The sequence below is a fragment of the Terriglobales bacterium genome (genome assembly GCA_035691485.1).
Lineage (GTDB): Bacteria > Acidobacteriota > Terriglobia > Terriglobales > Acidobacteriaceae > JAIQGF01.
Genome location: DASSIZ010000102.1, coordinates 1 through 12,961, shown reverse-complemented (window position 1 = coordinate 12,961; position 12,961 = coordinate 1). Strand labels below are relative to the sequence as shown.

At 61.0% G+C, this 12,961-nt stretch carries 13 protein-coding genes; 4 read left to right on the top strand and 9 right to left on the bottom strand.

From position 1 onward, the window contains the following. Positions 1–135: 135 nt before the first annotated feature. The 3 genes from VFI82_13115 to VFI82_13105 form a co-directional block, all read right to left on the bottom strand. Positions 136–621 carry an adenosine-specific kinase gene (locus tag VFI82_13115; GenBank protein ID HET7185623.1) on the bottom strand — a complete coding sequence of 162 codons (486 nt, stop codon included), beginning with the start codon at positions 619–621 and terminating at the stop codon, positions 136–138. 81 nt (positions 622–702) lie between these two features. Further along, positions 703–2,109: an amidase gene (locus VFI82_13110; GenBank protein ID HET7185622.1), complete on the bottom strand. Its 1,407-nt coding sequence runs from the start codon at positions 2,107–2,109 to the stop codon at positions 703–705. Positions 2,110–2,191: 82 nt separating this feature from the next. Next, positions 2,192–3,880 (bottom strand): SpoIIE family protein phosphatase, encoded by a 1,689-nt coding sequence (locus VFI82_13105; protein HET7185621.1) that lies wholly within the window; start codon positions 3,878–3,880, stop codon positions 2,192–2,194. A gap of 359 nt (positions 3,881–4,239) precedes the next feature. On the opposite strand from VFI82_13105, the gene VFI82_13100 reads away from it, so the two are divergent. Next, positions 4,240–4,611: a response regulator gene (locus VFI82_13100; GenBank protein HET7185620.1), complete on the top strand. Its 372-nt coding sequence runs from the start codon at positions 4,240–4,242 to the stop codon at positions 4,609–4,611. Between the two features lie 453 nt (positions 4,612–5,064). Here VFI82_13100 and recR read toward each other — a convergent pair whose 3' ends face one another. The 3 genes from recR to dnaX all read right to left on the bottom strand — a co-directional run bounded on the left by recR (position 5,065) and on the right by dnaX (position 7,937). Then, positions 5,065–5,664: a recombination mediator RecR gene (gene recR, locus VFI82_13095; protein HET7185619.1), complete on the bottom strand. Its 600-nt coding sequence runs from the start codon at positions 5,662–5,664 to the stop codon at positions 5,065–5,067. A gap of 80 nt (positions 5,665–5,744) precedes the next feature. Then, on the bottom strand, positions 5,745–6,056 hold the full coding sequence (locus VFI82_13090) for a YbaB/EbfC family nucleoid-associated protein (protein HET7185618.1): 312 nt from the start codon (positions 6,054–6,056) through the stop codon (positions 5,745–5,747). Between the two features lie 84 nt (positions 6,057–6,140). Continuing rightward, complete coding sequence (dnaX, locus tag VFI82_13085) at positions 6,141–7,937, bottom strand: DNA polymerase III subunit gamma/tau (GenBank protein HET7185617.1); 1,797 nt, start codon at positions 7,935–7,937, stop codon at positions 6,141–6,143. 205 nt (positions 7,938–8,142) lie between these two features. Between dnaX and VFI82_13080 the strand changes: the two genes are divergently transcribed. Beyond that, on the top strand, positions 8,143–8,502 hold the full coding sequence (locus VFI82_13080) for an STAS domain-containing protein (protein ID HET7185616.1): 360 nt from the start codon (positions 8,143–8,145) through the stop codon (positions 8,500–8,502). A 132-nt stretch (positions 8,503–8,634) separates the two neighbouring features. Here the strand turns inward: VFI82_13080 and VFI82_13075 are convergent, their stop codons facing one another. From VFI82_13075 to VFI82_13065, 3 genes are all read right to left on the bottom strand, one after another. Beyond that, complete coding sequence (locus VFI82_13075; GenBank protein ID HET7185615.1) at positions 8,635–9,297, bottom strand: hypothetical protein; 663 nt, start codon at positions 9,295–9,297, stop codon at positions 8,635–8,637. Between the two features lie 356 nt (positions 9,298–9,653). After that, positions 9,654–10,145, bottom strand: a complete 492-nt coding sequence (locus tag VFI82_13070) for an SET domain-containing protein-lysine N-methyltransferase (protein HET7185614.1) — start codon at positions 10,143–10,145, stop codon at positions 9,654–9,656. A gap of 62 nt (positions 10,146–10,207) precedes the next feature. Continuing rightward, entirely contained in the window at positions 10,208–10,462 is a 255-nt protein-coding gene (locus tag VFI82_13065; GenBank protein HET7185613.1) for a hypothetical protein, read from the bottom strand. A 54-nt stretch (positions 10,463–10,516) separates the two neighbouring features. Here VFI82_13065 and VFI82_13060 point away from each other — a divergent pair, with 54 nt between their 5' ends. Both VFI82_13060 and VFI82_13055 read left to right on the top strand, forming a co-directional pair. After that, positions 10,517–12,607: a prolyl oligopeptidase family serine peptidase gene (locus tag VFI82_13060; GenBank protein HET7185612.1), complete on the top strand. Its 2,091-nt coding sequence runs from the start codon at positions 10,517–10,519 to the stop codon at positions 12,605–12,607. 43 nt (positions 12,608–12,650) lie between these two features. Continuing rightward, positions 12,651–12,961: hypothetical protein (locus VFI82_13055; protein HET7185611.1), on the top strand; the 311-nt coding region annotated here is incomplete at its 3' end.

The following is a 12,961-nucleotide window of genomic DNA, read 5'->3' as shown; positions in this document are numbered from 1 at the left end:
CGGGGCGTGCTCTACTTCAATCCGGGCAGCGCCGGGCCCAGGCGCTTTCGCTTGCCGGTAAGTGTGGGAAGGCTGCGCCTCGCGGATGGGCGCATTCGGGGCGAGTTGATCAAACTACCGGCTTCCTGAAACTCCTCAGCGCTTGTAGCCGATCTTCCGCAGGAACGAGTGCCGTGCCCCTACGTCATCCGGCCCTTCGATGCCTTTCGGCGCGCTGCCGTCGATCACGCCCATGACGCCCGCGCCTTGGCCGCCGCGCGCAATTACCACCTCGACCGGATTCGCGGTCGCGCAGAAAATGTTGCATACCTCGGGAACGTTGCGCACCGCATGGAGAACATTGATGGGGAATGCGTTTCGGATCAGAACCACGAACACGTGCCCGGCGGCAAGAGCTCTCGCGTTCTGGATGGCAGCGCTGCGCAGCTCCTCGTCGTTGCCTTCGGAGCGCGTCAGGCACGGGCCGGAGCTTTCGTTAAACGCCAGCCCGAACTTCGCTTGCGGGACCGTGGTCGCGATGGCCTCGTAAACATCTTCCACCGTTTTTATGAAATGGGACTGGCCGATGATGATGTTGGCATCGGAAGGGAACTCCATGCGGACGGATTCCAGGTTGAGCATGAAAACCTCACTCATGGGACGAATTACAAATCTACGAATTGATGAATGAAGACCAGATATACGATGTGCAATTCGGCAATTCTACAATTCGCCATTTCCGCAATCGTATTTGTGCCACTCTGTCGCCTGCTCGTACTTGTGAGCCAGCAGTAGGACGCGCGCGTCGTCTCCGGGTGCGCCGGCAATCTGCAGTCCAATCGGCAAGCCGGCTCGCGAAAAACCGCAGGGCACCGAGATCGCCGGCAGTCCAAGGACATTGAACGGCCTGGTGTTGCGCAGCAGGATGAGTTCACGGCGGCGCAGGTCGTCAGGATTGACCTGTAAATCTGCCAGGGCGGGCGCGACCGCCGGCGAAGCCGGCGTGACCAGCAAGTCATAATCGGAAAATAAATCCCGCGCTCCTTTTCGCAGTTGGTCGAGTTCGTTGCGCTTCAGGATGTACTCCCGCGCCGTGACCGATTCACCGCGCTGCAGACGCCGCAGCGTTTCCGGCTGGTAGTGTTCGGCGTGGTCGCGGATGAACGACTCGTGATATGCGTACGATTCCGCCGCCTGTACGGTGCGGTCGGTATCAATCGGCAGACTGGCATCGCTCATCTCGTAGGTAAGCGTCTCCAGCACCTGCAGTGCATTGTTGATGGCGGCCGCGACGTCGGTTTCCAGGTCGTCGAAGAAAAACTGCCGCACAATGCCGAGCCGCAGCGAATGCGTTTCCTCCTCGAGTCCCTCGGCATAATCGACCTCCGGCAGCTCGCGGCTGGTAATGTCGCCGGCGTCGTATCCGGCGATGGCTTGCAGCACGAGCGCGGCATCGGCCACGCTGCGTGTCAAGGGACCAACGTGATCGTAGGACCAGGCCAGCGGAATCACGCCCCGCGCGCTCACCAGCCCATAGGTTGGTTTCAGGCCGACAATTCCGCAGCACGCCGCCGGAAGCCGGATCGATCCCGCGGTATCCGTGCCGATGGCGGCAAAGCACATGCCGGAGGCGACCGCTGCCGCCGCTCCCGACGACGAGCCTCCCGCAATGTGCTCCCGCGCCCACGGGTTGCGCACCGCGCCGTAATAGGAAACGACGCCGCTTCCGCCGTAAGCGAACTCATGCAGGTTGGTCTTTCCCAGCAGCACCGCGCCTTCCACTTTCAGGCGCCGCACCACGGTCGCGTCCTCGCTGGGCACGCGGTCCTGGAACAGCGCGCTGGCGGCGGTGGTGCGAACCCCTGCGGTGTCAATCAGGTCCTTGAGGGCGACCGGGATGCCATGCAGCGGTCCGCGATAGCGGCCGTTCGCGATTTCATCTTCCGCGACTCGCGCCTGCTGCAGCGCCCATTCGTCGGTGACGGTGATGAATGCATTCAGCGTGCCATCAAGGCGCTCCATGCGTTCCAGGCAGGCCCGCGTGAGTTCGACCGGGGAAATGGTCTTCTCGCGCAGCAACTCGGAAGCCTTCGTCAGGGTAATGTCGCAAAGCTCGGAGGCGGACGACATGCGTGGGGCAGTGTAAGGGTGACCGGTGGCCACTGGCTAGTGCCGAGTCAATAAGCACGACCGAGGGCTGCTCCAGGAGCGGCTAGTCCGCCGCGACCGCCGGTGAAGCCTCGGCCGGCTTGTAGTGCAATTCCAGGATCGTGCAATCGTCGCTGAGCGGCGTATTGCCGCAGAACGTCTTCACGCTGGAGAAGATGCTGTCATACGGGGTGGCGCTGTTGGCCGACTGCTCCAGGCGCTCGTCGCCGTAGAATTCGCCCTGCGCGTCTTCGGCTTCGGTGACTCCGTCGGTGACCATCACGAAACGTCCGTTGGCCGGAAGTTTCATCTTGGCGCACTCGAACTCCGCCCCCGCCAGCAGGCCCACCGGCACGTTGCTGGACTGCTTGGGCCGTTGGATCTGGCCGTCGGCGACCAGGACCGGCGGCACGTGCCCGCAATTCACGTATTCCAGTTCTCCATCCTGCTTCAGCCGGCACAGCAGCAGGGTGGCGTACTTTTGTCCCATCACCTTGCGGCAGAGGAACGCGTTGGCGGTGCTGACAATCTCGTCCAACGGCATGTTGGCGATCAATTGCGAATAGATCATGCCCTGCAGAATCGAGGCCAGCAGCGCCGCCGAAATACCTTTGCCGGACACGTCGGCCACCAGTACCGCCAGGCCCTCATCGGTCATCACCACGTCGAAGAAGTCGCCTCCCACGTCCTTGCAAGCCAGGTTGGTGGCGCGAATGGCGGCGAAGGGCACGTCGGGAATGGAAACCGTCATCAGCCGTTGTTGAATGGTGGCGGCGATGGTTAACTCCTGCTGGTAGCGCCGCGCTGCTTCTTCGGCCTGGACCAGGTGCGCGTTTTCCACCAAGGCAGCCGCTTCTGTCGCGATGGCGCGCAGGATGTCGTGGCTCACCGCCGACACATCGCGGGAAGCAAAGCGGCTGTCCAGGTAGAGCACGCCGCGGACTTGCGGCTGGGCGTCGGTGGTCGCCTTTTCCGCAAACTGTGTCTGTGTCCGGCGCAAGGGAATGGCGATGACCGTCCGCAGGTCATAGGCGATGATGCTGTTGCGGCCGGCAAGATCGCTGGAGCGGCTGGTGTCGCTCACCATGAATTCCGAAGCGGCGTTGGCCGCTTCTTCCAGGATGGAGCGCGAAATCGTGCTGTCGTCGGACAACTGTTCGCCTTTGGCGTTGCGCCCTGCCGCCAGGCGGAGATTGCCGTCGGCGCCGCGCAGAAAAACATAGCCTCGCTCCGCCTTGGTCAGCTTCAAAGTAGAATCCAGCAGCGTGACCAGCACGTCGGAGAGCACGCCGGTCGTGTTCAGCTTGCGCGCCGCTTCCAGGAACAGGCGGAGCTTCTCCAGGTCGGAACTGCCGGTCGAGGCCGGCAACATGGAAATCTGGCTGAGAAATTCGGCCGCCGAACTGGTGTGCGGCTTGTCCGGATTGAAAATTACGTAGGCGGCGTCGCGCGCCCCAAAATCGATCCGGTCGTTGGCTTCCAGCTTCTGCCGCTCGCGCCGAATCCCATTCACAAAGGTGCCGTGCCGGCTGTTCTGGTCGATGACGAAGTACTGTCCGTCTTCGAAAATGATCTGCGCGTGGTCGCGCGAGACCCGCGAATCCGCTATCACCAGGTCCTTGTCGGTCTTGCGACCAATGGAAAATGGCAGCCGCTCCAGCGTGATATTGCGCTGCTCCGCGCCTTCCACATAAAGCAGCGAGGGCGACGATGCAGTCGCCGGGGCGGGCGAGGTGGCCGACAGCGAAGACATGGCATATGCTCCTGTTGCGTTGAAAACCGGCGGACCTCACGACGGCCGGCTTGGCCGGAGTTGTTCAAAGCCTACTTCGTTCGGGGCCCGCTTGCAACTGTTAGAACGCCCCACCGCCGCCGCGGTCGCGAAATCCAACGCTCAGGTGGCGACCGGGACCGCCAGGGCCGCACCCCAATGACTCGGAAATGCTATGGAATCGCCCTTTGCGGGACCGGCATGCGGGATTTAGAATGCCACTCGCCTCCCGGCCAGCCAGTGCTTCCTTGAAGATTGTTATAATTGCGGTTGCAGTTAGTACGGTGCCTGCCTGTCGTATGGGCCGAGAACGTGCATCCTAATGCGAGGCAGCAGCTCGGATGACTGTTAAAAGGGGTAAGCCCAGAGTGCTGGTGGTTGATGATGAGCGCGTCATCGCCGATACACTGGCCATCATCCTCAACCAACATGGCTTCGATGCTGCTGCGGTTTATACCGGAACCGCCGCAGTGGAGCGCGCCCGCAGCGTCAAGCCCGACCTCATTATCAGCGACGTCATCATGCCCGACATGAACGGCATTGAGGCGGCCATCAGCATTCGCAAATTCCTGCCCGCCTGCAAGATCCTTCTGTTTTCCGGCCAGGCCGCCACCGCCGATTTGTTGGAGAGCGCCCGCGCCCAGGGACACGAGTTCGAGATCCTCGCCAAGCCCGTCCACCCTCAGGACCTTTTGGCAAAACTCCGGGGCTAGAGGGTCCATCAATTTTTCCGGATGTCAGCTCTCCGGATTGGGCAAATTCAGTACGTCGAGTCACTGCCTGCATTTCTGACAAAAAGAAAAAACCAGGCTGGTTCGCCCGGTTTTTTCCTACGCGGCTGGGATGTGGTTACACCCACGGCCGCAGGGACTGCGAGCACCGATGGTCTCGGTTCGGCCGGCTCGCCAGCCCGTCTAAACTTTTCATCGCCCTTTTCGGAACGAGGCGATGTACCGTCCATGCAAACTGAGGGCCAGACAGAATTTGAGCGTTTTCTTTAGAGAATTTGTGCAAGTCGCACAAAAATAAGGATGAAGTCGCGGCACTATATCGCTGCCTTCGCTGCTTTCATGGTGCGAAAGCGAACAAATCTTGCACATGGAAGGGAAATGATTGGGCCATCGCGACGTGAGATTGGCGCTCAAGCCCCGGCGTCTGCCTGTGCTTTAAATCTCGCGGCGCCCCTCGATGGACTTCAACATCGTCACCTCGTCGGCATATTCGATGTCGCTGCCGGCGGGAATGCCGGTGGCAATACGCGTCACCTTCACCCCTGGCCGCCGGATTTGCTGCGACAAGTAAACCGCCGTCGCCTCGCCCTCAACCGTTGGGTTAGTCGCCAGGATTACCTCGTCAACCTCGCCCGATTCAATTCGCCGCACCAGGTTGCCAACCCGCAGGTGCTCCGGCCCCACGCCGTGCAGCGGAGAAAGACATCCGTGCAGGACGTGATATACACCGTTGTATTGGCGTGTTTTTTCCACCGCCGCGATGTTCGTCGGTTCCTCCACCACGCACACCAGGCGTTGGTTGCGGGTAGGGCTGCTGCAATACGAGCAGGGATCGACGTCGGTGATGTTGTTGCAGACGGAGCACAGCCGCAGCTGCTCCTTGACCTCGCGCACGGCCGTTGCCAGCGCCTCGGCGTCTTCATCGCTGGAGCGCAGAATATAAAACGCCAGCCGCTGCGCGCTCTTGGCGCCTATGCCCGGCAGCTTTTTCAGCTCGTCAATGAGTCGAGCCATCGGCTCGGCGAACTTCGTCATAAAGAAAAATTGCGTAATCGGGCAAAGGACAAAGTAGAAGCAATCCCACTTTCCACTTTACCCGATTACACAATGCAATGTCAGAATGGCATTCCCATACCGCCCAGCATGCCGCCGACGGTGGATTGCATTTGCTCATCGATTTTGCGCACCGCGGCGTTTACCGCAGCCGTGATCAGGTCCTGCAGCATCTCGACGTCTCCGGACTTCACCGTTTCCGGATCGATGGTGATGGACAGCACGTTCTTTTGTCCATTCATCTTCACCGTTACCGAGCCGCCGCCGGAGGAAGCCTCCACCACCGTCTCTTGCATTTTGCGCTGCAGGTCGTCGTACTGCCGCTTGGCCTGCGACATCAGTTCCTGAAGCTGCTTTGGATTGAATCCGCCCATAAAACTGAGAACCTCGGTGCCTCAGTACTGCAGTGCCGGTTATCGAACGCTTCATCGCGCCGCGCGAACTCAGGTACTTAGATCCTATTTCTTCTCCCGGTGATCGATCACCGTCCGGATCTGCGCCCCAAACTTCTCCTGCATGCGCCGTACGACCGGATCGTCGGCTGCTCTGCTCCTCGCTCCCGGGCCGTTTGCGGGTCGCGGTGTTGCCGCGGTGCGCTGGTTCACGCCGTTTCCCCCCGCCGCTCCCAACACCCGCAGCTTGATCGGACGTCCCAGGACGCGGCTGGCCGCCGCTACTGTCGCCCGGCGCGCTTCATCGCTGAAGGCCATCTCCACCAGCGACTGCGGCATGCTGACTTTGATGACCAGCTCCGAGCCCTCGGCGCTGATTTCCACTATCGGCGTGCGCGAGTTCGCCCGCTCCAGCGCGTTCAAAACTTCGGCCTGCAGCGCTTCAGCCGAGACTTCCGCCGGCTCGGTCGCAATCGCAACCGCGGTCGCTGAGCTGGAAGTTTGCGCCTCCTGCGCACCCCGCTGCTCGACCACCGCCACCGGCATGGACGCATCGCATTGGGCCTTGGGCGAACGCGGCGTATCCCACTGCGGCGCCACTGCGCTCTTTCTCGACCGGTCGGCTTCAAACGGGGATGGGCGAGCGCCCGGCCCGCTCCCCGCCGGGGCAGCTGCGCGCGCAGGCTCTGACCGCGGAGACGGGGTCGTGCGCGCCGGCGCACCCGAACCGGGCTGCGCATCGCTCAGAATCTGCTCCAGCGGCAACAACCGTTGCGCGTGCACCAGCTTCAACAGGCTCAGCTCGAGATGAAACCGCTGCTCCTGCCTGTACCCAAGCTCGCCGTGCGTGCGCAGCATGATCTGCAGAAAGCGCGCCAGGTCTTCTTCGCTGAACTGCCCGGCAACCCGACCCACGCGCGCGCGTTCATCGGAGGAAATCTGCAGGAGCTGCGATTCCGCTCCCGCCACCTTGGCCACGGTGGCGTTCCGCAGGAAACGCACCATCTGCCGCGCGAAGTGCGCCGGGTTATGACCCTCGGTGAGCAGCCGGTCCACCTGGCGCAGCACCTCTTCCGCGGAATTGCGCGCCACCGCGTTCATCAGCTCTTCCAGGATTTCGGAGGGCACCGCGCCTACCAGTTGCCGTACCGTCTCCGCGGTCAGGTGCTGCCCGCAGCAGGCTATCGCCTGGTCCATGATGGAGAGAGCATCGCGCATCGAGCCGTCGCCCGCCTCGGCCAGCATGGCCAGGGCATTGTCGTCGGCCTGGATGTTTTCCTGGCCCGCAATGTCGCGCAGTTGCTGGATGATTTCGTTGAACCGAACGGCATGAAAGCTGAAATGCTGGCAGCGCGAGCGGATGGTCTGGGGAATGTCCTCCGGTTGCGTCGTAGCCAGCATGAAAATCACGTGCCCGGGCGGCTCCTCCAGCGTCTTGAGCAGCGCATTGAAAGCGGCGTCCGTGATCTGGTGCGCTTCATCGAGGATCCAGATCTTGTACCGGTCTCGCGCCGGGCGATAGCGGGCGGCTTCGCGCAACTCGCGGATCTCGTCGATCCCGCGATTGGTGGCGGCATCGATCTCGATTACGTCCACCGCATTGCCGGCGCGAATCTCGGTGCAGGATTCGCACACTCCGCAGGGCTCGGTCACGGGGTGGTCGGCGGAACGGCAATTGAGAGCCATGGCCAGGATGCGCGCCACCGTCGTCTTGCCGATCCCGCGATGCCCGCTGAAGATATACCCGTGCGCTATCCGGCCCTGTTCGATGGCGTTTTTCAGGGTGCGGGTGACGTGCTCCTGCCCGATCACCTCGGAGAACCGTTGCGGCCGGTATTTACGTGCCAAAACCTGGTAAGCCATGGAAAATCCGATTCTACCAGTGTTTGCGTCGTGAGTTTTGAGTTCTAAGCGGCCGGCCCGTGCTGCTTCGCCATTCTCAAAAGTGCAGGTCCCACAAGGCTGGTTCCGCCCTGGGAACCCTCTATACCGCGGCTACAACTCAGTCTTGCATTCCGTTCTCGCCGGGAATACATTTGGCCCGTCGTAGGATTGGCGGAGGTGTCGCATGAATCTGAAGCTGGGCACGCGCATGATCGAAGGCATCATGGTCGTGGATTGCCACGGGCGCATCATTTTCGGCGACGAGTCGCTCATGCTGCGCGAGACGGTAAAGGAACAGCTCAAGACATCCAAAGACATCGTCATCAACCTGGCGGACGTGAATTACGTGGACAGCGGCGGCTTGGGCACGCTGGTTGGCCTGTTCACTTCGGCCCGCGCTATCGGCGGCAACATCAAGCTGGCCAACCTGACTCATCGCGTCGGCGAACTGCTGCAGGTCACCAAGCTGCTCACCGTCTTCGAAGTCTACGATGGCGAAGAAAAGGCAGTGCGCTCGTTCCCGAAAAAAGGCGCGGTAGCCTAGAAAATCAAGCAAGCATGAGGATAATAAGGAAGGCAGAGCGGGTTCTCCCGCGCCTTCTTCTTTTCCGTTGTTCACTTTCAAGAAAAACCCCGCGGGCGAATCCGCCGCGGGGCCCGATAGGAAAATGGTTCGCTACTGCGCTGCGACCTCCCATATGTAGTCGCTATGGCTGTCGCAGATCGCGTTGAACCGTCGCGACAGGTCGGGATTGGCTTTTTGCAACTCGCCCTGAAGTGAACCCCAGTGTTGCAGCAGAGCCTTTGGGTTCGCCGCATCTACGACCAGCTGCCGGCGATACTTGCCGCCCATCAGGTGCTCGTTCCAGACCCACGCGTCGATCTTGTGGTCCTTCATACGCTGGTCCAGGATGGGGGCAAACACGCTTTTCACGATGGAGTCAGCTTCGGCTTCATCCGCCTTGCAAACATAGTAGGTCGACATCACGAAGGCTGAGCGGGCACGCCCGGTCTCGCCGGCCGCCTGGGTTACTTTTGAACGCCAGGTGTAATCGTCGTGCGACGAGCAGATGCGCTGGAACTCATCCATCGCCTTGGCGTGCTCAGGTGACTGCGACATCTTGATCAGCCCCATGTAGGTATCCAGCACCTTGTCCGGGTCGGTACCGCTAAAGTAGAAGAGACGGCGCCAGTCGCCGCCGGACCAGTGCTTTGCCCAGGCGAAGCCGTTAATTCTCCCCGCCGCCTTCTCGGCCCTGAAATAGGGCAGCAGATGTTCGTTGAAGATGGTATCGGCGCGCGCCGCGTCGCCCTGCACGCAGCGGTAGTAAGTAGCCATCGAGGTTGTGCTTGGACCGGCCTGCGCTTGTAGATACGACGCTCCCGTCAGGCAACAAAGGAACAGAAAACAGAGTCTCCAGGACCTTGGCATAGTCCCTCCCATGCATCAAATTCCGGCGGATCGTTCGCCGGTAAGACAACGCACACTTCGAGCAAAGACCGGTTGAATGAAGAGGAGTTAAAGAGCGCGGATTGTACACCCAACAACCATCCGCGCAAACAAATTCACGCGTCATTCAGGCGCAGTTGCTCTGTGGATTGGACCCAATCGGCACGGGGCGCTGGGAAGCGGCTCTACAACCTGTTTTCGGTGGCCCACATTTGCGAGTTCGGCGAGATAATGTGGGGAAGTACTTAACTTTTCTTCACCTTTCTCTTCCGCGTCTGGTTCGCGGTTTTTCCCGCTTTTCGCTTCGCCCGCCCTGCGGCCCGCTTCTGCCGCCGTATCTCCTGCGGCGCATACATCGTTCCTCGACACTTCTTCGCGCCGCACCGGCATGGCGCATCGCCGTCTCCGTCGTACAGCATGTAATCGTAGGACAGCTCTTCTCCCGGCTGGATGTCGCGGATCGCAATCACCCAGATCTGTCCGCCAATCTCTTCCGTGGTGCAATTCGGGTCGCACGAGTGGTTGATGTAGCGCGCGATTCCGGTGCCGTCGATGACATGCTTGGCATCCCGCAATCCGAACAGGTAAGTGACCCGCTTGCCGTCGTACAACCGGTCGCCCTCTTCCACCGTGATTCGCCGGCCGGTGTACTCGACCACCTTTGCCCCTTCGCGGAGGGCGCGCGTTGTATAGCAGCCTCGGTTGTGGATGGGGGAGCTTCGAATGATCAGGGACATGGCCAGTCAGAACTGAGAAGTAAAACTTCCAGCAGGCGTTGCACTGGAAACCGGCTTTCCACTCACTCCTGGCACTTATGTTTCCCGATGTGCCGCTCGATGCGCCCCGCCAGGTGGCTCAGTTTGCGTTGCAGGAAAGGAATGTACTCGCTTTTGCCCGAGGGCCTTCCCTGGCGGGCGTGGTCGGCATTGCGGCGGGCTTTTTTTCGTTGTTCGTCGATCTTGTTCTTCACTCGCGTCGCCTGCTTTCGCAGCTGCACCAGTTCGTGGCAACCCATGGCGCGAGTATAGCCTGACCCGTCTCCGCTCTTAATCATCCCTGCCATCATTCCTGCTATCATTTTCCGTTTCATGCCGGAGGTCCCGCTGTCATGCCGCCATTGCGTGCTTTGCCCGTCCTTGTTGTGGTAGCCGCCGCGCTCGTCCTGGCCGCTGACACGCAGACTCCCAAGCCTCCCGCCACTCCGGTCCATGAAGTCACCGATGACTACCATGGTGTCTCCATCACCGACCCGTATCGCTGGCTCGAGGACCAGAACAGCCCCGAAACTCGCTCCTGGATCGACGCCGAGAACGCGTACACGCAGAAAGTTCTTTCCCAGTTCACCGGCCGCTCGGGATTGCGCTCGCAAATTGAAAAGGTTCTCAAGATTGACAGCATCGGGATGCCGGCGCGCCGCGGTGATCGCTACTTCTACCTGCGCCGCCGCGCCGATCAGAACCTGGACATGCTCTGCATGCGGGAAAAGGGCAAGGAAACCGTGCTCGTGGACCCCAACACGCTTGCCCCGGACGGCAGCATCTCCGTGGTCACGATGGGCGGTTCGGAAGACGGCAACCTGCTCGCTTACGGGCAACGTAAGGGCGGTGCCGACGAGGTGGCCGTCACCCTTCTCGACATCAACAGCCTCAAGCCCCTCGCCGACAGCTTTCCCGTTGCCCGCTATGGTTCCTTTCACGTCACCCCGGACCACAAGGCGATTTATTACACCAAGTACACGCCCGGCGTCGGTCCGCGTGCTTATCTGCACACCATGGGCGGCGACGTCGCAAGCGACAAGGAAATTTTCGGCCATGAGAATGGCGCCGGCGATTTCATCGCTGCCGACCTTTCCCCCGACGGCCGTTATCTCGTGCTGGAGGTCAGCCACGGTTCTGCGGCGGAGAAAACGGAACTTTACTTCCAGGACCTGAAGAGCGGTGCTCCGATTCACACTATCGTCAACGACATCAATGCCAATTTCAGCTTTGACCTGGCGGGGAATCATGTTTACGTGCGCACCAACTGGCAAGCGCCCAACAGTCGCCTGATCGACGTTGATCTCCGCCACCCGGCCCGGGCGGGATGGAAAACCATCATTCCCGAAACTTCCTCGGCCATGGAAAACGTCACCGCCGCCGGCGGCAAGCTGTTTGTCAGCTACCTGCAGAATGTCGTGACCCACATCAAGGTTTTCGATCCCACCGGCAAGTTTCTCCGCGATGTCGAGTTGCCGGAGATCGGCTCCGCTGCCGTTGTGGGGCGCTGGAACCAGGACGAGGTTTTCTACCGGTTCAGCTCTTTTTCCACCCCGCGCGCGATTTTCAGCTACTCGGCTTCCACCGGAAAGCAGAGCGAGTGGGCGCGCGTCACCGTCCCCATTCCCACCGAGCAGCTCCAAACCGAGCAAGTCTGGTACGAATCCAAGGACGGCACTCGTATCCCGATGTTCCTCGTTTTCCGGAAGGGAACTGCGCCTGACGAGCACTTGCCTCTGCCGACATTGTTGACCGGCTACGGCGGCTTCCGCATCAGCGAGACGCCGTCATTTTCCCCCATGGCGGCGGTGTGGGCCCTCAGCGGCGGCGTCTATGCGCGTCCCAATTTGCGTGGCGGCGGCGAGTTCGGCGAAAAATGGCACAAGGCCGGCATGCTGCGGGACAAGCAGAATGTCTTCGATGACTTTACCTCTGCCGCCGAGTGGCTGATCGAGCACAAGTACACCAATCCTGCAAAACTCGCTATCACCGGCGGCTCCAACGGCGGTTTGCTGGTCGGCGCCGCTCTCACCCAGCGGCCGGACTTGTTTCGCGCCGTGGTTTGCAGCTATCCGCTGCTCGACATGTTGCGCTATGAGAAGTTCCTGGTGGCGCGATTCTGGGTCCCCGAGTACGGCTCCGCCGCCGACAGCGCCGAGCAATTCAAGTACCTGCGTGCCTACTCGCCCTATCAGAATGTCAAGAAGGGGACGAAGTATCCGGCGGTGATGTTTGTTACCGGCGATTCCGACACACGCGTCGCCCCGCTCCATGCGCGGAAAATGGCGGCCCTGATGCAGGCGGAGAACGGGGACAGCAATCCCATCCTCCTGCGTTACGACACCAGCGCAGGCCACTCGCGTGGCGGCGTCGCCATCAACAAGCAGATCGACGAAATGACCGACGAACTCGGCTTCCTGATGTCGCAGCTGGGGGTGAAATAGGCAAAACTCACAACTCGGTACTGACAACTGCTATCATCTCCCCATGGCCAAGAACGCCGCCAAGCCCGCCACTGCTTTCGACGTCGGATGCCCCTGCTGCGGCGCCGTTCTGAAGATTGACCCCGCCACGCACGCGGTCATCGCCCACACCGCTCCGGTCAAGCCCAAGATGTTCGCCGACCTGGAAGAGGCAGCGCGCGCCATGAAAGAACAGGACAGCCGCAAGGAATCGTTGTTTCAGCAATCGGTACAGGCGCAGAAGAACAGCGCCGACGTGCTGGAAAAGAAATTCCAGGAAGCCATCAAGCGCGCCAAGGAAACTCCCGACAAGCCGCACATCCGCGACTTCGACCT